Source organism: Cellulosimicrobium sp. NPDC057862, assembly GCF_042797035.1.
Lineage (GTDB): Bacteria > Actinomycetota > Actinomycetes > Actinomycetales > Cellulomonadaceae > Cellulosimicrobium.
Genome location: NZ_JBHVMH010000009.1, coordinates 1 through 18,900 on the forward strand (window position 1 = coordinate 1; position 18,900 = coordinate 18,900).

Here is an 18,900-nt window from a genome sequence, read left to right on the forward strand (position 1 = left end):
GCTGGACCGGTACAACCTGGAACGACCCCACACCGGCATCGGCGGCCTACGCCCCATCGACCGCGTGAACAACGTCCCGGGTCAGTACACCTAGGCTGGGGCCCATGGCAGCCCTCATCGCACCGAGCATCCTGTCCGCCGACTTCGCGAACCTCGAGCGCGACCTGAACGCCATCTCGACCGCGGACTACGCGCACGTCGACGTGATGGACAACCACTTCGTGCCGAACCTCACGCTCGGGCTGCCGGTCTTCGAGCGTCTGGCGCAGGTGTCACCGGTGCCGATCGACGCGCACCTCATGATCGAGGACCCGGACCGCTGGGCGCCGGCGTACGCGGAGGCCGGGGCGGCGTCCGTGACGTTCCACGCCGAGGCCGCTGCTGCCCCTGTGCGGCTCGCTCGTGAGCTCCGGCGCCTCGGGTCCCGCGCGGGGCTCGCGCTGCGCCCTGCGACGCCCGTGGAGCCCTTCCTGGACCTCCTGGCGGAGGTCGACATGATCCTCGTCATGACGGTCGAACCGGGCTTCGGCGGACAGTCGTTCATCGACGGGACGCTCCCGAAGATCCGGCGGGCGCGCCAGGCCGTGAGCGAGTCGGGCCTGGACGTCTGGATCCAGGTCGACGGGGGAGTGTCGCGCTCGACGATCGAGCGGGCGGCCGACGCGGGGGCGAACGTCTTCGTCGCCGGGTCGGCGGTGTACGGGGCGGAGAGCGTGCCGGGCGAGATCCAGGCGCTGCGCGAGCTGGCGGAGGCGTCCGCGCACGGCCACTGACGGTCCACCGGAGAGGAGCCCGAGCGATGGGCTCCTCTCTCGTATCGATAAAAATAGTGTGCCAAGCACCCATAACGACCCCACCCACCCGAGACAGCTCACCGAGCAGCACGGAAGGCGGGGGGGGGGGTGGCCCGGTTCACGTTCGCCCGACGGGTGGACGCGTCGGTCCCGAGGAATGCGCGAGTAGCATGCTCGGTTGAAAGCAGCAGTACGCACGAACGTGCTCCGGGGTCGGTGCAATTCCGAGCCGGCGGTGACAGTCCGCGACCCGCGCCCACGCGCGGTTGACCTGGTGGAACTCCAGGACCGACGGTGACAGTCCGGATGGGAGGAAGCACGTGCGGCGCGGCCACGCCCAGGGCGTGGTGCTCCGGCGACCCGTCGGTGCACCCGTTCGCGACGGCGACGGCCTCGCCGTGGTGAGCGACGCCGTCGGGCCGGTCCAGGCCTGACCACGCCGCCCGCCCTCACCCCGGAGCGCTCGTGCCCGGGAGGAGGACGATGGGCGAGCACCCCCGCACCCTGACGATCGACGCCGCGATGGCGCGCGCGCTCGAGCTGGCGGAGCGTGGCCCCGCGCACGGCCCCAACCCCCGGGTCGGCTGCGTGCTCCTGGGGCCTGCCCCGGACGGCCGGCCGGTGCCCGACGGCACCTCGCCGGAATCTCTGGACCCGTACCCGCGGCCCGTCCTCGCCGAGGGGTACCACCGGGGTGCGGGCACGCTGCACGCGGAGGCGGCGGCCCTCGCCGACGCCCGGGAGCACGGCGTCGACGTCGCCGGTGCGACCGCCGTCGTCACGCTCGAGCCGTGCGCCCACACGGGCCGCACCGGGCCGTGCGCGGACGCGCTCGTCGCCGCCGGGGTCGCCGAGGTCGTGCACGCCGTGGCCGACCCCAACCCGGTGGCGACGGGCGGCGCCCACCGCCTGCGCGCGAGCGGGGTGCGGGTCGTGCGCGGGCTGCGCGCTGCCGAGGGCGAGGAGCTCCTCCGGGTGTGGCTCACGTCCGTGCGCCGCGGCACGCCGTACGTGACGCTCAAGACCGCGACGACGCTCGACGGCTACGTCGCCGCCGAGGACGGGACGAGTCGCTGGATCACGGGACCTGCGGCACGCGAGCACGCCCACCGCGTGCGCGCCGAGGTCGACGCGATCCTCGTCGGCACGGGCACGCTCCTGACCGACGACCCGGAGCTCACGGCACGGGTGCGCGAGCCACGGGCCGCGAGCGCCGGGCGTCTCGCGGAGCACCAGCCGCTGCGGGTCGTCGTCGGGCTGCGGGGGATCCCGCCGTCGGCGCGGGTGCGCGGCGAGGGTGGCGAGCTGGTCCACCTGCTGACGCGCGACGTCGGTGAGGTGCTGGCCCGGCTCGGGGACCGCGAGGTGCGGCACGTGCTCGTGGAGGGCGGTCCGACGCTCGCGACGGCGTTCCTCGCGGCGGGCGCGGTGGACGAGCTGCACGCGTACGTGGCCCCGGTGCTGCTGGGGAGCGGTCGGCGGGCCGTGGACGGGTTGGGCGTGGCGACGATCGCCGACGCGCACCGGTTCCGCACGGTGGAGGTGAGGCGCGTCGGGGACGACGCGCTGGTGGTGTCCAGGAAGAGCACGGAAGGACGGGACGGCTGATGTTCACGGGGATCGTGGAGGAGATCGGGAAGGTCCGGGACATCGGGTTCCCGGGCGGCGAGGGCGAGGACGCGGTGCTCACGGTCGAGGGGCCGCTCGCCACCTCGGACGCGGCGCTGGGCGACTCGATCGCCGTGAACGGCGTGTGCCTGACGGTCACCGGCCTCGGGGGCGACGGGTCGTTCACGGCGGACGTGATGCCGGAGTCGTTGCGTCGCACCGCGCTGGCTGACCTCGTGGCGGGGTCGCCGGTGAACCTGGAGCGGGCCGTCCGGGCGGACGCGCGCCTGGGCGGTCACGTGGTGCAGGGGCACGTGGACGGCGTCGGGACGCTCGTGAGCCGCGACCCGGGGGAGCGCTGGGACGACCTGGTGTTCTCCGCTCCGGCGGGGCTGACGCGCTACGTCGCGGAGAAGGGCTCGATCGCGGTGAGCGGGGTGTCCCTGACGGTGACGCACGTGGACGACGAGACGTTCGGCGTCTCCCTCATCCCGACGACGCTCGAGGCGACGGTCCTCGGTGGCCTGGTTCCGGGCGACCGGGTGAACCTCGAGGTGGACGTGCTCGCGAAGTACGTCGAGCGCCTGCTCGTGTCCGGCGTGGTCCCCGGGAGCGCGTCGTGACGGGCGCGGGGTCCGCGAGCGCCGCCGTGCCGGAGGGGCCGGGGGGCGTGCGCCTGGGGTCGGTCGAGGAGGCGCTGGCGGAGGTCCGGGCGGGGCGGCCGGTGCTGGTGGCGGACTCGCCGGACCGGGAGAACGAGGCGGACGTGGTGTTCGCGGCGCAGGGGGTGTCGGCGGAGTGGGTGGCGTGGACGATCCGGCACTCGTCGGGGTACCTGTGCGCGCCGATGCCGGCGGCGAGGGCGGACGCGCTGGAGCTGCCGTTGATGGTGCCGCACAGCCAGGATCCGCGGCGGACGGCGTACACGGTGACGGTGGACGCGGCGACGGGGGTGACGACGGGGATCTCGGCGGAGGACCGGGCGCGCACGTTGCGGGTGCTGGCGGACCCGGCGTCGGGTCCGGTGGACCTGATCCGGCCGGGGCACGTGCTGCCGTTGCGTGCGGTGCCGGGGGGTGTGCTGCACCGGGCGGGGCACACGGAGGCGGCGGTGGACCTGGTGCGCCTGGCGGGCGTGGGCGAGGTCGGGGGGATCGCGGAGCTGGTGCACGACGACGGGACGATGATGCGTCTGGGGGACGCGGCGGCCCTGGCGGAGCGTGACGGGCTGGTGCTGATCACGATCGCGGACCTGGTGGCGTGGCGGCGGGTGCACGACCCGGCGCCGGCGGCGGCCGTGGAGGTGCCGGACCGGGAGGCGCTGGCGCGTCGGGTGCACCGGACTGCCGAGGCGGACCTCCCGACGGCGCACGGCCGGTTCCGGGTGGTGGGGTACCGGGACCTGCGGACGGGGGCGGAGCACGTCGCTCTCGTTCCTGCCGTCGACCCGGCTCGCATGCCGGACCGTGGCGAGGGCGGCGCGGAGGCCGCGAGCGCCGTCGGGCCGGAGGTGGTGCCGGTGGTGCGGGTGCACTCGGAGTGCCTGACGGGTGACGCGTTCGGGTCGTTGCGCTGCGACTGCGGTCCGCAGCTGCAGGCGGCGATGGAGCGGGTCGCGGCGGAGGGTGGCGCGGTGGTGTACCTGCGGGGGCACGAGGGGCGCGGCATCGGGCTGCTGGCGAAGATCGGGGCGTACGAGCTGCAGGACGCGGGCCTGGACACCGTGCAGGCGAACCTGGAGCTGGGGTGGCCGGTGGACCGTCGGGAGTACGGGGCGGCGGCGGCGATCCTGGCGGACCTGGGACTGTCGCGGGTGCGGTTGCTGACGAACAACCCGGCGAAGGTGACGGGCCTGGTGGCCTCGGGCATCGACGTGGTGGGGACGGAGCGGATCGAGGTGGGTCACGGGGAGCACAACCGGGCGTACCTGGTGACGAAGAAGGTGGCGATGGGTCATCTGCTGGACACGGTGGCGGTCCCGGAGGGGACCGGCCGGGTGGAGCCTGGCGACGGGCCGGGTGTCGAGACGAAGGAGGACGAGGGATGAGCGGGGCAGGTGCGCCGAGGTTGAGCGTGGACGGGTCGGGGCTGCGGGTGACGGTGGTCGCGGCGAGCTGGCACACGCAGGTGATGGACGGGTTGCTGGCGGGGGCGCGGCGGGCGTTGGCGGCGGCGAACGTGTCGCACGTGAGCGTGGTGCGGGTGCCGGGGTCGTTCGAGCTGCCGGTCGCGGCGGCGCGGGCGGTCGAGCACGGCGCGGACGCGGTGGTGGCGCTGGGGGTGGTGATCCGTGGGGGGACGCCGCACTTCGAGTACGTGTGCCAGGCGGCGACGTCGGGTCTGACGGACGTGAGCGTGCGCACGGGCGTGCCGGTGGGGTTCGGTGTGCTGACGTGCGACGACGAGCAGCAGGCGCTGGACCGTGCGGGTCTGGAGGGGTCGCGCGAGGACAAGGGCGCGGAGGCCGCGGAGGCGGCCGTCGCGACGGTGGTGGCGCTGCGCGACCTGTGACGGGGGCGGCCGGGGCGTGCCCGCTGGGCGGACCGCGCCCCGGCCCCGTCCGGGCGGCAGATACCCTGGGGCGCGTGAAGACGTTCGAGTCCCTGTTCGCGGAGCTGTCCGAGAAGGCCACGACGCGACCTGCCGGTTCCGGCACGGTCGCGGAGCTGGACGCCGGCGTGCACGCGATCGGGAAGAAGGTGGTCGAGGAGGCCGCCGAGGTGTGGATGGCCGCCGAGTACGAGGGCGACGTGAAGACGGCGGAGGAGATCTCCCAGCTCCTCTACCACCTGCAGGTCCTCATGCTGGCGAAGGGTCTGAGCCTGCAGGACGTGTACGAGCATCTGTGAGCGGCCGTGCCGGTGAGCGTCCCTGTTCCCGGCCGCGAGCGCCGCTCGCCCCTCGCTCGTCCCTGTTCCCCGGTTCCCTGCCCGATCCCCTGAACGAAGGTCCTGTCATGCTGCGTATCGCCGTCCCCAACAAGGGGTCCCTGTCCGAGCCCGCCGTCGAGATGCTGCGCGAGGCGGGGTACCGCCAGCGTCGTGACTCGCGCGAGCTCGTGCTGGCCGACCCGGACAACGACGTCGAGTTCTTCTTCCTGCGTCCGCGTGACATCGCGGTGTACGTGGGGTCGGGCACGGTGGACGTGGGGATCACGGGCCGGGACCTGCTGCTGGACTCCGGCGCGGACGCGGTGGAGCACATGCAGCTCGGCTTCGGCGGGTCGACGTTCCGGTACGCGGCCCCGGCGGGCGCGGTGACGTCGCTGGAGCAGGTGCAGGGGCTGCGCGTGGCGACGTCGTACGAGGTGCTGGTCGAGGGGCACCTGCGCTCGCACGGCGTGGAGGCCACGGTCGTGCACCTGGACGGCGCGGTGGAGTCGGCGGTGCAGCTCGGGGTGGCGGACGTCGTCGCGGACGTGGTCTCGACGGGTACGACGCTGCGGGGCGCGGGCCTGGCGGTGTTCGGGGACCCGATCCTCGTGTCGGAGGCGGTGCTGATCCGTCCGCGCGCGGTCGCGGAGGCGGACGTGCCGGCGGGGGTGGAGGTGCTGAGCCGGCGCCTGCAGGGCGTGCTCACGGCGCGCCAGTACGTCCTCATGGACTACGACGTGCCGGTGTCGCTCGTGGAGCGGGCCGTCGCGATCACGCCCGGCCTGGAGTCGCCGACGGTGTCCCCGCTGCACGACCGGGACTGGGCGGCGGTGCGGGCGATGGTGCGGCGCGACCAGACGAACCAGGTCATGGACGCCCTGTACGACGTGGGGGCGCGCGCGATCCTCGTGACCCGGATCCACGCCTCCCGCCTCTGACCGCTCGCCCCTGCGGGCGGCCCCTGAGCGACGTGCGGGTGTGAGACGGTGGCGGCATGAGCACCGAACCGTTCCCTGATCCTGGTCTGCCGGGGGAGCGCCACGACGACCCGTACCGGCCGTTCCGGCCCCGGTTCGGGCTGGTGTCGGCGTGGGCGACCGGTGTCGTGGTGGTCGGCGGGTGCGTCGTCGTCGGGCTGTCCGCGACGGGCCCGCTCGGCACGTCGTGGGTGAACCGGCTGTCCCTGGCGGCGTTCGCGCTGTTCGCGGCGTGGCTGCTGTGGCGCCTCGGCGGGGTGCACGCGCTGCCGTCGCGCGAGGGGCTGCGGGTGCGCAACGTCATCTACACGCGCGAGCTCGAGTGGGCGCAGGTCGTGTCGGTCCGGTTCGGCAGCGGCGACGCGTGGGTGCGCCTGGACCTCGCGGACGGGTCGACGCTCGCCGTCATGGGGATCCAGCGGGCCGACGGCGCCCGCGGGGACGCGGAGGCGCGTCGCCTCGCGGCGCTGGTCCAGGCGCACGGCGAGGCGCACGAGGGGCCGCGCACCTGACGACACGCCCGTGGTCGGGCAGCATGTCGACGCGCGACGGCACAGGGCGGGACGCGAACGGCCCCGGATCCAGCGGATCCGGGGCCGTTCGTCTGCTCGCGTCGCGGTGCGGCGGACGCCGGAGCGTCAGTACGCGGTGCGGTGGCGGGGCTTGCGCTCGCCCCGGTCGTCGGCACGGTCGAAGCGGTCGCGACGCTCGTCGCGACGACCGGACGGGCCGTGCCCGCCGCGCGGCCCGCGCGACGCGGGCGCGCCCTCGTCCAGGCGGATGCGCAGCGCCTTGCCAGCGACCCGGGCGCGGGAGATGCGGTCCATCGTCTCCGCGTCGAGCGGGGCGGTGATGTCCACGAGGGAGAAGGACGGGAAGATGTCGATCTTCCCGACGTCCGACCCGGTCAGGCCGGCCTCGTTCGTCAGCGCGCCGACGATCCCGCCGGGCATCACGCCGTCCTTGTGGCCCACGGACAGGCGGTAGCGGGTTCCGACGGCGTCACGGCGGATGCCGCGCGTGCCGTCGCCCTCGCGGCGTCCCGACGCGCGCTCGCCGCGCGGACGCTCGCCCGTGCGCTCGGTGCGGCGCGCCTTCGCCTGCTCGCGCGCCGCGGCGCGCTCGGCCTCGAACCGCTCCTGCTCCTCGCGGGCACGCGGGCCGTCGTCGCCGACCGCGAGCGCCGCCATGGCCGCCGCGAGGTCGACCGGGTCGACGTCGTGCTCGGCGAGGAAGGTGCGCACCATGTCGGCGTACATGGACAGTCGGCCTGCCTCCTGGCGGGCGGGGACCTGGCCGAGCAGGGCCCGCACCTTGTGCGCGGACACGTCCGCGGGGGAGGGGATCTCGATCTCCTCGAGCGGGGTGCGGGTGGTGCGCTCGATGGCGCGCAGGCGACCGCGCTCGTGCGGGGTGACGAAGCTCAGCGCCTCGCCGGTGCGCCCGGCGCGGCCGGTGCGGCCGATGCGGTGCACGTACGCCTCGGGCTCGCCCGGCAGGTCGAAGTTCACGACGAGGCCGATGCGGTCCACGTCGAGGCCGCGCGCGGCGACGTCGGTCGCGACGAGGACGTCGAGGGCGCCGGAGCGCAGGCGCTCGACGATCCGCTCGCGCTCCTTCTGCGCGACGTCGCCGGAGATCGTGGCGGCGGAGATGCCGCGCTCGACGAGCGCGGACCCGACCTCCTCCGCGGCGCCGCGCGTGCGGGTGAACACGATCGCGGCCTCGGCGTCGGACGTGGCGAGGACGCGCACGAGCGAGCCGGTCTTGTGCCGGAACGGGACGACGGCGTACGTCTGGCGCACGCTCGTCACCGTGGAGGACTGGCGCGCGACGGCGATCTCGACCGGGTCGGTGAGGTGCTCGTTCGCGACCCGGCGGATCGGGGCGGGCATCGTCGCGGAGAAGAGCGCGACCTGACGCTCGCGCGGCGCGCGGGAGAAGATCGTGTCGACGTCCTCCGCGAAGCCCATGCGCAGCATCTCGTCGGCCTCGTCCAGCACGAGGAAGCGCACGTCGTCGAGCACGAGGGTGCCGCGCTCGATGTGGTCGATGACGCGCCCGGGCGTGCCGACGACGACCTGCGCGCCCGCCGCGAGCGCCCGCTGCTGCGGCTGGTAGGGGGAGCCGCCGTACACGGCGACGACGTCGACCTTCGGCAGGTGGGACGCGAACGACTCGACCGCGTCGGCGACCTGCATCGCGAGCTCGCGCGTCGGGGTCAGGACGACGGCCTGCACGCGGCGCAGGGACGGGTCGATCGCGGCGAGCAGCGGGAGGCCGAACGCGGCGGTCTTGCCGGTGCCGGTCTGCGCGACGCCGGTGATGTCGCGGCCGGCGAGGAGCGCCGGGATGGCCTCGGCCTGGATCGCGGACGGGGTGACGAAGCCGAGGTCGGAGACGGCACGCTCGAGAGGAGCGGGCAGGCCGAGGTCGCCGAACACGGGGCCGGTCGGAGCGGTCGGCTCCGGACGGGTCTGGTCCGCGCGCTCGGGGGCGGCGTCGGCGGACTGGTCGAGGGCGTGCGAGGGCGCGAGGACGTCAGCAGTCATGAAGGGGTGAGGACCGTTCGTTTCGGGGTGTGGAGTGGCGTGCGGTCACCAGGACGGTTCTCGCAGGTCGCACTCCCGAACACACCAGGCCGGCCACCAGGACGATCAGGGATGATCGAGGGGACGGCCGCTCTCACGGACACACGCGGGACGAGCGACGAACTCCAGAGGTGTGCCCATCCTACCGGAGAGCGCGGTCGGTGAGGGGGCCGGACCCGGTGACGTCCCTCACCGCGTCCCCCCGTCCCGCGGTCGGTCAGGGCGGACGAAACGGGTGATTTCCGCCCGCGGCGGGCGCCGCGCCGCGAAATGAGGGTCCGGGTGCGGGGGCCCGGTACGTAGGATGGTCCGCGCGCGGCAGGTCGCCGCGACGGCGCGACGTGAGCACGGGGCGGTGGGTGTGTCAGCAGGGCAGCAGGTCAGCTCCCGCGTCCTGACCGTCCCGAACGTCATCAGCCTCCTGCGGCTGCTCCTCGTGCCGGTGTTCGCGGTCCTCATCGTGCGCGGCGACGACGTGTGGGCGCTCGTCGTGCTCGCGGTGTCGGGGGCGTCGGACTGGCTCGACGGAGTCCTCGCGCGGCGCCTGGACCAGGTGAGCCGCCTCGGGCAGATGCTCGACCCGGCCGCGGACCGGCTCTTCATCCTCGTCACCCTCCTGGGTCTCGCGTGGCGCGACGTCGTGCCGCTGTGGCTCGTCGTGGTCATCGTCGGGCGCGACCTGCTGCTCGCCGCGCTGCTGCCCCTGCTGGCGCGCCACGGGTACGGGCCCCTGCCGGTGAGCTTCGCGGGCAAGGCCGGGACGTTCGCGCTGCTCTATGCGTTCCCGCTCCTGCTGCTGGCCGAGATGCCGGGGTGGCTGGGCGACGTCGCCGCGGTCACGGGCTGGGCGTTCACCTGGTGGGGCGTCGGCCTGTACTGGCTCGCGGGCGCCCAGTACGTGCTCCAGACGCGCGCGCTCGTCGTGCGCGACCGGGCCACCACCGACGAGACCGGCACGACGACGCAGGAGGCGCCGTGAGCGAGAACCGTCCTGACCCGGCCGGCGCCGCGCGCCGCGCTCCCGTCGACGCCTCGATGACGCTCCTCAACGAGGTCATGCACCGCCCGCTCGACCCGGGCTACGCGGACGCCGCGGCGCGGCGCGCCGCGGGGCAGTCGCCGCACCGGGGCCGCACGGGCACCGTGACCCTCGTCGCCCTCGCGGTCGTCCTCGGCGTCGTCACCACGGCGGCCGCGGTCGAGCTGCGCGCCCCGCAGCCGGGGGTCATCGCGGCGCGCGAGACCCTGGAGCAGGAGATCCTCGACCGGCAGGGCGCCGCCGAGGAGCTCACGGCCCGCGGGGCGGAGCTGTCCGCGGAGATCGAGCAGCTCCAGGGCGCGGCGCTCAGCGGCGCGAGCGCGGACGTGCTCCAGGGCCTCCAGGAGGAGGGCGCGCTGACCGGGATGCAGGCGGTCGAGGGCCAGGGCGTCGTCGTCACGCTCGACGACACCAGCGGCGGCCTGTCGTCCGACACCGTGGACGCGAACTCGCTCGTGCACGACTCCGACCTCCAGCGCGTCGTCAACGCGCTCTGGGCCGGCGGCGCGGAGGCGGTCGCGATCAACGACCAGCGCCTCACCGGGCTGTCGGCCATCCGCTCCGCCGGGGACGCGGTGCTCGTCGACCTGCAGCCCCTCGTCGGCCCCTACCGCGTCGAGGCGGTAGGGGACCCGGACGCCCTGCGCACCTCGCTCCTGCGCTCGGGGACGTCGGACTACCTGCAGATCCTCGGGACCCAGTACGGCATCCGGTCGAGCGTGACGACGCAGAGCCGCCTCGACCTGCCCGGCCGGTCCGCGCCCTCGCTGTTCTTCGCGAAGGCCCCGGCGGCGACCGTAGACTCCGACACGCCCGCCGGGAGCACCGACGGCACGACGGACGGCACGACCGACGGGTCCGGGACGGGCTCGGAACCGCACGAGACAGGGCAGGAGATCGTCGAATGATCGCAGTCGTCGGACTGGTGGTGGGCATCGTCGCGGGCCTCGTCCTGCAACCCACCGTGCCGGTGTCGCTGCAGCCCTACCTGCCCATCGCCGTCGTGGCCGCGCTCGACGCCCTGTTCGGGGGCCTGCGGGCCCGCCTCGACGGGCTGTTCGACGACAAGGTCTTCCTCGTGTCGTTCCTGTCGAACGTCGTCGTCGCCGCCCTCATCGTCTTCCTCGGCGACCAGCTCGGCGTCGGGAGCCAGCTCTCCACGGCCGTCGTCGTCGTGCTCGGCATCCGCATCTTCTCCAACGCCGCCGCGATCCGGCGCCACATCTTCAAGGCGTGAGCGTGACCCGCGACCCCCAGGACCCCCGCGACCCGGGCGCCGACGACGTGACGCCGGACGCCGCCGCCCCGGACGACGCCCCCGTCACCACCGACGAGACCACCGGCGACGTCGAGGCCGCCCTGCCGGACCCCGCCGACGTCGCGGACCCCGCGGACGCGACCGAGCCCGAGACCCAGGGGAAGACCGCCGCTCTGCACGCGACCGGCGCCGACGACCGCGATCCCGCGGTCGAGCCGGCACCCGAGCGCGGCGTCGAGGCGCCGGAGGACACAGGCGACGGCGACGACGTCCGTGATGACGACCGTGGCGACGACGAGCCGCCCGCGGCCGACACCACCTCCGTCGACGAGGACCCGGACGCCGACTCGGCAGGGGCCGGTCCGCGCGACGGCGCCGACCACGGCGACGAGGACACGGACGCCCCGGACGATCCGGCGGGCGACGGCCTCGCACCGGACGGCGACCCGCGGCACGCCGCCCCGCACGGGGACGACGACGCGGCCACCGCGGACGCGACCGAGACGGACGCCTCGGCGCCCGCGGAGCCTTCCGCGACGACCGAGCCCCCCGCGACGACGGGGACGATCGGCGCCGTGGGCCGCCACGGCTCCCCGACGCGACCGGAGCCGCGCGGGCTGCGCGGGCTCGGCCGCGCGCTGCGCCCCCGCGCGTCCCGGTCCCAGATCGTCGTCGGCGTCCTGTGCGCGCTGCTCGGCTTCGCGCTCGTGGTCCAGGTGAGCCAGACGCAGGAGGACCAGCTCTCCTCCCTGCGCCAGAGCGACCTCGTGCGCCTCCTCGATGACGTGACCCAGCGTTCCGGCGAGCTCGAGGACCAGGTCTCCTCGCTCGAGTCGACGCGGGACGAGCTCCAGTCGGGGTCCGGTCGCGAGCGGGCCGCCCTCGAGCTCGCCGAGCAGCAGGCGGAGACGCTCGGCATCCTGTCCGGCCGGCTCCCCGCCGAGGGCCCGGGCGTCGAGATCGAGGTCGTCGAGGGCACGGAGGCGCTCGACGCGTTCGCGCTCTTCAACGTGCTCGAGGAGCTCCGCAACGCGGGCGCGGAGGCGATGGAGGTCAACGGGGTCCGCCTCGTGGCGAGCAGCTACTTCGAGGACTCCGCCGAGGGCGTCGTGGTCGACGGGCAGACGATCACCTCGCCGTACCGGTGGAACGTCATCGGCGACCCGTCGACGCTCGAGACGGCCCTTGAGATCCCCGGCGGCGCGATGGCGTCGCTGCGCGCGGACGGGGCGCGCACGACGATCACCCAGCAGGACCGGGTCGAGGTCACCGCGACCGTCGAGCCCGGGGCACCGCAGTACGCGACCCCGGTCCCGGCCGACGAGTGACTGCGGCTTCCCGCATCCCCGCAGGCCGGGGTAGGTTGGGACGACCGTGGGTCGCGCGCACCGCGTGACCTGCGGGTGTAGTAGTTTTCGAGCACTGTTCCGCACGGCGGGGCCACGGCCCCGCGGTGCGGTGTTCCGAGGTCGAGCACGACGTGCGTGAGCCCCGAGGAGGCGAGATGAGTGTCCCAGGCGGTCCTGAGGTGCCGAACCGGGCGGGTAGCGACACGACGGTCAGCTTCGGCCGGATCGAGGCCCCGATCGAGGAGGGCGTGCAGCCCGGTGGCCTGAGCCCCGAGGAGCACGCCGCGGTCGCGGCGCTGCCGCGCCACTCCGCCCTGCTCATCATGCAGCGCGGTCCCGGGCAGGGCTCCCGCTTCCTCCTCGACGCCGAGCGCACCGTCGCCGGCCGCTCGGAGCGCGCGGACATCTTCCTCGACGACGTCACCGTCTCGCGCAAGCACGCCGAGTTCGTGCGCGAGGGCGAGCACTTCCTCGTGCGCGACGTCGGCTCGCTCAACGGGACGTACGTGAACCGCAGCCGGATCGACGCCGTCGCGCTCTCGACGGGCGACGAGGTGCAGATCGGCAAGTACCGGCTCACGTTCCACGCCAGCCCGCACGCGGGGGCACCGGCGGGCGGCACGGCCCCCCGGTCGTGAACGCCTCGACGGGCGCCGCGCACGCCACGGCCCCCGAGCCCGCCGACGGCGCGGAGCCGTGGCCGCAGGGCATCTCGCGCCGCGCGACCATGCGCATCTCCGACGTGCTGCGCGCCCTGCGGGCGGAGTTCCCGAACGTCAGCCACTCCAAGCTGCGCTTCCTCGAGGAGCAGGGGCTCATCGAGCCCGTGCGCACCGCGTCGGGCTACCGCCAGTACAGCCCCGCGGACGTCGAACGGCTGCGGTTCGTGCTCGTCGAGCAGCGTGACCGCTACCTCCCGCTCAAGGTCATCAAGGAGCGCCTCGCCGCGCTCGACGCGGGCGCCGACGTCGAGGCCCTCGCCCCGCGCCTGGCGACGACCGACGGCGAGCCCGGCTCGGCGGCCGTCCGCCAGCGCTACACGCTCGACGCGCTCGTGTCCGCGGCGGGGGTGGAGCGGGACCTCGTCGAGGGGCTCATCGAGGCCGGCGTGCTGCGCCAGGCGCCGGGGGGCCAGCTCGACGCGCGCTCGCTCGACGTGGTCGTGCTGGCCGCCGGGCTCTCGGAGTACGGCATCGAGCCGCGCCACCTGCGCTCCCTGCGCACCGCCGCCGACCGGCACGTGAGCCTCGTGCACCAGGTCGTCTCGCCGTGGCGGGGGCAGCAGAGCGCGTCCGCGCGCGCCCACGCCGGCACCGTGGCCTCGGAGGTCGGGGAGCTGTGCGCGCAGCTGCACACCGTGTTCGTGCGCCAGGGGATCGACGACCTCACGCGCTGAGGCACCCGTCCGCGCGCCCCCCACGAGCGCCCGCACGGTTGCGCCCCACCCCCTGCCGGATGCCGGGGGGAGACGTACCGTGGAGGGGTGAGCGACGACGTCCCGATGGTCCCGGTCGAGGTGCTCGGGGTCCGTCAGCAGCAGCGCGACCAGGAGATCGTGGTGCTGCTGCTCGACGACGCGTCCGAGCTCGTGGTGCCGATCGTCATCGGACCGCGGGAGGCGAGCGCGATCGCGATGGCGCAGGCGGGCCTGCCGACGCCCCGGCCCATGACCCACGACCTGCTCCGGGACCTGCTCGACGCGGTCGGGGTGCGCCTGGAGCGGGCGGAGATCGTCGCGCTCGACGGCGGCATCTTCTTCGCCGAGCTGGTCCTGAGCAACGGGGTGCGGCTCGACTCGCGCGCGTCGGACGCGATCGCGGTCGCGGTGCGCACCGGCAGCCCGGTGCTGTGCTCGGCCGAGGTCGTCGCGACGGCGGGTGTCGAGGTCGTGGACGTCGCGCAGCAGGAGGAGGTCGAGAAGTTCCGCGACTTCCTGGACCACGTCCAGCCGGAGGACTTCTCGGTGGACGAGTAGTGGGGGGTCCGCACACCGCCGGGCGACCGACCGTCGAGCGAGGGTCGAGGCTTGCGGACACAACAGACAACACGGACGTTCGACCTCAGGTCGAGGGTTGGGCGGCAGGCTCGCCGGACGCACGGGCGCGACACGCCCGCACGCTCGGGTCGTCGGTCGTTGACGACCCCCGACGGCGCCCATAGCGTGGTCGTGGACATCACCCCAGGAGGCGACAGTGAACAGCAGCGGTGAGGCGAGCGTCGGTGCCGGCGCCACGGTTCCGCACGGTGCGCAGGGCCTCCTCTTCGGGGAGGACATCACCGAGCAGGACACGACGACCGGCTACCGCGGCCCGACCGCGTGCCGTGCCGCGGGCATCACGTACCGGCAGCTCGACTACTGGGCCCGCACCGGGCTGGTCGAGCCGACGGTGCGGCCCGCGTCGGGCTCGGGCTCGCACCGGCTGTACAGCTTTCGGGACATCCTCGTCCTCAAGGTCGTCAAGCGCCTCCTGGACACGGGGGTCTCGCTCCAGCAGATCCGCACGGCCGTCGAGCACCTGCGCGAGCGCGGCGTCGACGACCTCGCGCAGATCACCCTCATGAGCGACGGCGCGAGCGTGTACGAGTGCACGTCGCCCGACGAGGTCGTGGACCTCGTCCAGGGCGGCCAGGGCGTGTTCGGCATCGCGGTCGGCCGGGTGTGGCGCGAGGTCGAGGGCACGCTCGCGGAGCTGCCCACCGAGTCGCTCGACGACGAGGACGGCGCGGCGGCGAGCCCGCAGGACGAGCTCGCGCAGCGCCGTCGGGCCCGCTCCGCCGGCTGAGGCCGCGAGCGCCGCCTCCCGAGGGACGGGCGGCCGCGCCGCACGGCGACGGGCCGACGACGCGTCTCGGCACCCGCCGGCCTGTGGAGCACGTCACAGCCGGTGCGACGGCCCGCCCGGCGAGGCCGTGGGAGGATCGCCCGGTACGCGGCGCGTCACGCCCTCCCCGGCGGCGCCGCACGGTCGACGGATGGAGTGCCGGTGTTCTCGAAGGTCCTGGTCGCCAACCGCGCGGAGATCGCCGTCAGGGCGTTCCGCGCCGCCTACGAGCTGGGGGCCCGCACCGTCGCGGTGTTCCCGCAGGAGGACCGCAACTCCGAGCACCGGCTCAAGGCCGACGAGGCGTACCTCATCGGGGAGCCGGGTCACCCGGTCCGGGCGTACCTCGACATCGAGGAGATCGTGCGCGTGGCGCGCGAGGCGGGTGCCGACGCGGTCTACCCGGGCTACGGGTTCCTCTCGGAGAACCCCGACCTGGCGCGTGCGTGCGCGGACGCCGGGCTGACGTTCGTCGGGCCTCCGCCGGAGGTGCTCGAGCTCGCGGGCAACAAGGTGCGCGCGCTGAAGGCCGCCCGAGAGGCCGGTCTGCCGGTGCTGGCGTCGAGCGAGCCGTCGTCGGACGTCGACGAGCTCGTCGCGGCGGCGGACGCGATCGGGTTCCCGGTGTTCGTCAAGGCGGTCGCCGGCGGCGGCGGGCGCGGCATGCGCCGTGTGGACACGCGCGAGGAACTGCCCGAGTCGCTGGCGGCCGCGATGCGCGAGGCCGACGGCGCGTTCGGTGACCCGACGGTGTTCCTGGAGCAGGCGGTGCTGCGTCCGCGGCACATCGAGGTGCAGATCCTCGCGGACGGCGCGGGGAACGTGGTGCACCTGTACGAGCGCGACTGCTCGTTGCAGCGCCGCCACCAGAAGGTCATCGAGATCGCACCGGCACCGAACCTCGACCCGGCGATCCGGGACGCGCTGTGCGCGGACGCGGTGCGGTTCGCCCGGCACATCGGGTACCAGAACGCGGGCACGGTCGAGTTCCTGGTGGACACGGTGGGGGAGCGCGCCGGGCAGCACGTGTTCATCGAGATGAACCCGCGCATCCAGGTCGAGCACACGGTGACGGAGGAGGTCACCGACGTCGACCTCGTGTCCGCGCAGATGCGCATCGCGTCGGGCGAGACGCTGGAGGACCTCGGGATCCGGCAGGAGGATGTGCGCGTCAACGGCGCCGCCCTGCAGACCCGCATCACGACCGAGGACCCGGCGAACGGGTTCCGCCCGGACACGGGCCGCATCATCGCCTACCGCTCGCCGGGCGGGGCGGGCGTGCGCCTCGACGGCGCGACGGCGACCGCCGGCTCCGTCGTCTCGGGCCACTTCGACTCGATGCTCGTCAAGCTCACGTGCCGCGGCCGCGACTTCCCGACGGCGGTGCGCCGCGCCCGACGTGCGCTCGCCGAGTTCCGCATCCGCGGCATCCGGACGAACATCCCGTTCCTCCAGGCCGTGCTCGCGGACCCCGAGTTCGTCGCCGGGAACGTGGCGACGTCGTTCATCGACGAGCGGCCCGAGCTGCTGGCCGCGCGCGAGAGCGCCGACCGGGGAACGCGCCTGCTGGCGTACGTGGGGGACACGACGGTCAACCGCCCGCACGGCGAGCCGCGGCGCACCACCGACCCCGCGACGAAGCTGCCCGCGCTCGACCTGTCGGTCGCGCCCCCGCCCGGGTCGCGCCAGCAGCTCCTCGAGCTGGGCCCCGAGGGTTTCGCACGCGCCTTGCGCGGCGAGCAGCGTCTGCGCGTCACGGACACGACGTTCCGCGACGCCCACCAGTCGCTGCTCGCGACGCGCGTGCGCACGCACGACCTGGCCGCCGTCGCCCCCTACGTCGCGCGGGCGACGCCGCAGCTCTGGTCGGTCGAGGCGTGGGGCGGGGCGACGTACGACGTCGCGCTGCGCTTCCTCGGCGAGGACCCGTGGGAGCGGCTCGCGACGCTGCGCGAGGCGATGCCGAACCTCGCGATCCAGATGCTGCTGCGCGGGCGCAACACGGTCGGGTACACGCCGTACCCGACGCGCGTCACCGAGGCGTTCGTCGAGGAAGCCGCCGCGACCGGCATCGACGTGTTCCGGGTCTTCGACGCGCTCAACGACGTCGACCAGATGCGTCCCGCGATCGAGGCCGTGCGCGCCACCGGCACGACGGTCGCCGAGGTCGCGCTGTGCTACACGGGCAACCTGCTGGACCCGGCCGAGGACCTGTACACGCTCGACTACTACCTGCGCCTCGCGGACCGCATCGTCGACGCCGGCGCGCACGTGCTCGCCATCAAGGACATGGCCGGGCTGCTGCGGCCCGCCGCCGCGACCCGGCTCGTGACCGCGTTGCGCGAGCGCTTCGACCTGCCGGTGCACCTGCACACCCACGACACGTCGGGCGGGCAGATGGCGACGCTGCTCGCCGCGGCGGCCGCGGGCGTGGACGCGGTCGACGCCGCGAGCGCCGCCATGGCGGGCACGACGAGCCAGCCGCCGCTGTCCGCGCTCGTCGCGGGACTGGAGCACACCGAGCGCGACACGGGCCTGTCGCTGGCCGCGGTCGCGGACCTGGAGCCGTACTGGGAGGCGGTCCGCCGCGTCTACGCGCCGTTCGAGTCGGGGCTGCCCGGGCCGACGGGGCGGGTGTACGAGCACGAGATCCCGGGCGGGCAGCTGTCGAACCTGCGTCAGCAGGCGATCGCGCTGGGCCTGGGAGACAAGTTCGAGCAGATCGAGGCCATGTACGCGGCGGCGGACCGCATCCTGGGGCGCCTGGTGAAGGTGACGCCGTCGTCGAAGGTCGTCGGCGACCTCGCGCTGCACCTCGTGGCGGCGGGTGCGGACCCGACAGAGTTCGCCGCCGACCCGCAGGCGTTCGACATCCCGGACTCGGTGATCGGGTTCCTCGGGGGCGAGCTCGGCGACCCGCCCGGCGGCTGGCCGGAGCCGTTCCGCACCCGCGCGCTCGCCGGTCGCGCGGCACGCGGCGGCGTGACGCCGCTCTCGCCGGAGGACGAGGCCGAGCTCGCGCAGCCCGGCGAGGTGCGGCGCCGGCGGCTGAACCACCTGCTGTTCGCGGGGCCGACCAAGGAGTTCGAGCAGGTGCGCCAGGCGTACGGGGACGTGTCGGTGCTCGACACCCCGACGTACCTGTACGGGCTGGAGCCCGGTCAGGAGGTCGCGGTCGCGCTCGGCAAGGGCGTGCGCCTGCTCGTGGGGCTCGAGGCGATCGGCACGCCCGACGAGCGGGGGATGCGCACGGTCATGTTCACCCTCAACGGCCAGCTGCGCCCGATCCAGGTGCGCGACCGTGCGGTCGACGTCGACGCGCGCACGGCCGAGAAGGCGGACCCCACGCAGCCGGGGCAGGTCGCGGCGCCGTTCGCGGGCGCGGTGACGCCGGTCGTCGTCGTCGGGGACGCCGTCGAGGCAGGTCAGACGGTCGCCACGGTCGAGGCGATGAAGATGGAGGCCGCGATCACGACCCCGGTCGCCGGCACGGTCCAGCGCGTCGCGATCGGCGCGGTGCAGCAGCTCGAGGGCGGCGACCTCGTCCTCGTGGTGGGCTGAGCGGTAGGTACCCCGTGGTCGGGGTGGC

General features: G+C 74.6%; 18 protein-coding genes and 1 riboswitch. Of the genes, 17 read left to right on the forward strand and 1 reads right to left on the reverse strand.

Features of this window, described 5'->3' with window-relative positions; translation table 11 throughout:
• Positions 1-104 precede the first annotated feature (104 nt).
• The 8 genes from rpe to ACFVN3_RS12500 all read left to right on the forward strand — a co-directional run bounded on the left by rpe (position 105) and on the right by ACFVN3_RS12500 (position 6,764).
• Positions 105-773, forward strand: coding sequence for a ribulose-phosphate 3-epimerase (gene rpe / locus ACFVN3_RS12465; RefSeq protein ID WP_378233163.1), 669 nt, complete (start codon positions 105-107; stop codon positions 771-773).
• 219 nt (positions 774-992) lie between these two features.
• Positions 993-1,118, forward strand: a riboswitch (FMN riboswitch).
• 159 nt (positions 1,119-1,277) lie between these two features.
• Positions 1,278-2,402: a bifunctional diaminohydroxyphosphoribosylaminopyrimidine deaminase/5-amino-6-(5-phosphoribosylamino)uracil reductase RibD gene (gene ribD / locus ACFVN3_RS12470; protein ID WP_378233164.1), complete on the forward strand. Its 1,125-nt coding sequence runs from the start codon at positions 1,278-1,280 to the stop codon at positions 2,400-2,402.
• On the forward strand, positions 2,402-3,025 hold the full coding sequence (locus tag ACFVN3_RS12475; RefSeq protein ID WP_378233165.1) for a riboflavin synthase: 624 nt from the start codon (positions 2,402-2,404) through the stop codon (positions 3,023-3,025). The genes ribD and ACFVN3_RS12475 overlap by 1 nt, the downstream gene beginning before the upstream one ends.
• Positions 3,022-4,449: a 3,4-dihydroxy-2-butanone-4-phosphate synthase gene (gene ribB, locus ACFVN3_RS12480; protein WP_378233166.1), complete on the forward strand. Its 1,428-nt coding sequence runs from the start codon at positions 3,022-3,024 to the stop codon at positions 4,447-4,449. The genes ACFVN3_RS12475 and ribB overlap by 4 nt, the downstream gene beginning before the upstream one ends.
• Entirely contained in the window at positions 4,446-4,913 is a 468-nt protein-coding gene (gene ribH, locus ACFVN3_RS12485) for a 6,7-dimethyl-8-ribityllumazine synthase (protein ID WP_154798725.1), read from the forward strand. Before ribB ends, ribH begins: the two co-directional genes overlap by 4 nt.
• A gap of 74 nt (positions 4,914-4,987) precedes the next feature.
• Entirely contained in the window at positions 4,988-5,251 is a 264-nt protein-coding gene (locus ACFVN3_RS12490; RefSeq protein ID WP_024839663.1) for a phosphoribosyl-ATP diphosphatase, read from the forward strand.
• A gap of 107 nt (positions 5,252-5,358) precedes the next feature.
• Positions 5,359-6,213, forward strand: coding sequence for an ATP phosphoribosyltransferase (gene hisG / locus ACFVN3_RS12495; RefSeq protein WP_378233167.1), 855 nt, complete (start codon positions 5,359-5,361; stop codon positions 6,211-6,213).
• A gap of 56 nt (positions 6,214-6,269) precedes the next feature.
• On the forward strand, positions 6,270-6,764 hold the full coding sequence (locus tag ACFVN3_RS12500; RefSeq protein ID WP_378233169.1) for a PH domain-containing protein: 495 nt from the start codon (positions 6,270-6,272) through the stop codon (positions 6,762-6,764).
• Positions 6,765-6,890: 126 nt separating this feature from the next.
• Here ACFVN3_RS12500 and ACFVN3_RS12505 read toward each other — a convergent pair whose 3' ends face one another.
• A complete protein-coding gene (locus tag ACFVN3_RS12505; protein ID WP_378233170.1) occupies positions 6,891-8,804 on the reverse strand; it encodes a DEAD/DEAH box helicase in 1,914 nt (637 codons plus the stop codon).
• Between the two features lie 400 nt (positions 8,805-9,204).
• Between ACFVN3_RS12505 and ACFVN3_RS12510 the strand changes: the two genes are divergently transcribed.
• From ACFVN3_RS12510 to ACFVN3_RS12550, 9 genes are all read left to right on the forward strand, one after another.
• Positions 9,205-9,822 carry a CDP-alcohol phosphatidyltransferase family protein gene (locus ACFVN3_RS12510; RefSeq protein WP_378233331.1) on the forward strand — a complete coding sequence of 206 codons (618 nt, stop codon included), beginning with the start codon at positions 9,205-9,207 and terminating at the stop codon, positions 9,820-9,822.
• Positions 9,819-10,790 (forward strand): DUF881 domain-containing protein, encoded by a 972-nt coding sequence (locus ACFVN3_RS12515; RefSeq protein ID WP_378233171.1) that lies wholly within the window; start codon positions 9,819-9,821, stop codon positions 10,788-10,790. Before ACFVN3_RS12510 ends, ACFVN3_RS12515 begins: the two co-directional genes overlap by 4 nt.
• Positions 10,787-11,119 carry a small basic family protein gene (locus tag ACFVN3_RS12520; protein ID WP_021483549.1) on the forward strand — a complete coding sequence of 111 codons (333 nt, stop codon included), beginning with the start codon at positions 10,787-10,789 and terminating at the stop codon, positions 11,117-11,119. The genes ACFVN3_RS12515 and ACFVN3_RS12520 overlap by 4 nt, the downstream gene beginning before the upstream one ends.
• Positions 11,116-12,468 (forward strand): DUF881 domain-containing protein, encoded by a 1,353-nt coding sequence (locus ACFVN3_RS12525; protein WP_378233172.1) that lies wholly within the window; start codon positions 11,116-11,118, stop codon positions 12,466-12,468. The genes ACFVN3_RS12520 and ACFVN3_RS12525 overlap by 4 nt, the downstream gene beginning before the upstream one ends.
• Positions 12,469-12,644: 176 nt before the next feature.
• Positions 12,645-13,127: an FHA domain-containing protein gene (locus ACFVN3_RS12530; RefSeq protein WP_047234767.1), complete on the forward strand. Its 483-nt coding sequence runs from the start codon at positions 12,645-12,647 to the stop codon at positions 13,125-13,127.
• On the forward strand, positions 13,124-13,885 hold the full coding sequence (locus ACFVN3_RS12535) for a MerR family transcriptional regulator (RefSeq protein WP_378233173.1): 762 nt from the start codon (positions 13,124-13,126) through the stop codon (positions 13,883-13,885). The genes ACFVN3_RS12530 and ACFVN3_RS12535 overlap by 4 nt, the downstream gene beginning before the upstream one ends.
• A 105-nt stretch (positions 13,886-13,990) precedes the next feature.
• Positions 13,991-14,464: a bifunctional nuclease family protein gene (locus ACFVN3_RS12540; RefSeq protein WP_024839673.1), complete on the forward strand. Its 474-nt coding sequence runs from the start codon at positions 13,991-13,993 to the stop codon at positions 14,462-14,464.
• Positions 14,465-14,681: 217 nt separating this feature from the next.
• Entirely contained in the window at positions 14,682-15,272 is a 591-nt protein-coding gene (locus ACFVN3_RS12545) for a MerR family transcriptional regulator (protein WP_378233174.1), read from the forward strand.
• 201 nt (positions 15,273-15,473) lie between these two features.
• The gene (locus ACFVN3_RS12550) at positions 15,474-18,872 is read left to right on the forward strand and encodes a pyruvate carboxylase (RefSeq protein WP_378233175.1); all 3,399 of its coding nucleotides are present in this window, start codon (positions 15,474-15,476) and stop codon (positions 18,870-18,872) included.
• Positions 18,873-18,900 lie beyond the last annotated feature (28 nt).

What these genes read in the sequence shown, in the direction of transcription:
- ACFVN3_RS12540 (WP_024839673.1), top strand. Translation starts at nt 13,991, where the DNA reads ATGGTCCCGGTCGAGGTGCTCGGGGTCCGTCAGCAGCAGCGCGACCAG.
- ribH (WP_154798725.1), top strand. Translation starts at nt 4,446, where the DNA reads ATGAGCGGGGCAGGTGCGCCGAGGTTGAGCGTGGACGGGTCGGGGCTG.
- ACFVN3_RS12500 (WP_378233169.1), top strand. Translation starts at nt 6,270, where the DNA reads ATGAGCACCGAACCGTTCCCTGATCCTGGTCTGCCGGGGGAGCGCCAC.
- ACFVN3_RS12475 (WP_378233165.1), top strand. Translation starts at nt 2,402, where the DNA reads ATGTTCACGGGGATCGTGGAGGAGATCGGGAAGGTCCGGGACATCGGG.
- rpe (WP_378233163.1), top strand. Translation starts at nt 105, where the DNA reads ATGGCAGCCCTCATCGCACCGAGCATCCTGTCCGCCGACTTCGCGAAC.
- ACFVN3_RS12530 (WP_047234767.1), top strand. Translation starts at nt 12,645, where the DNA reads ATGAGTGTCCCAGGCGGTCCTGAGGTGCCGAACCGGGCGGGTAGCGAC.
- ACFVN3_RS12520 (WP_021483549.1), top strand. Translation starts at nt 10,787, where the DNA reads ATGATCGCAGTCGTCGGACTGGTGGTGGGCATCGTCGCGGGCCTCGTC.
- ACFVN3_RS12505 (WP_378233170.1), bottom strand. Translation starts at nt 8,804, where the DNA reads ATGACTGCTGACGTCCTCGCGCCCTCGCACGCCCTCGACCAGTCCGCC.
- ribD (WP_378233164.1), top strand. Translation starts at nt 1,278, where the DNA reads ATGGGCGAGCACCCCCGCACCCTGACGATCGACGCCGCGATGGCGCGC.
- hisG (WP_378233167.1), top strand. Translation starts at nt 5,359, where the DNA reads ATGCTGCGTATCGCCGTCCCCAACAAGGGGTCCCTGTCCGAGCCCGCC.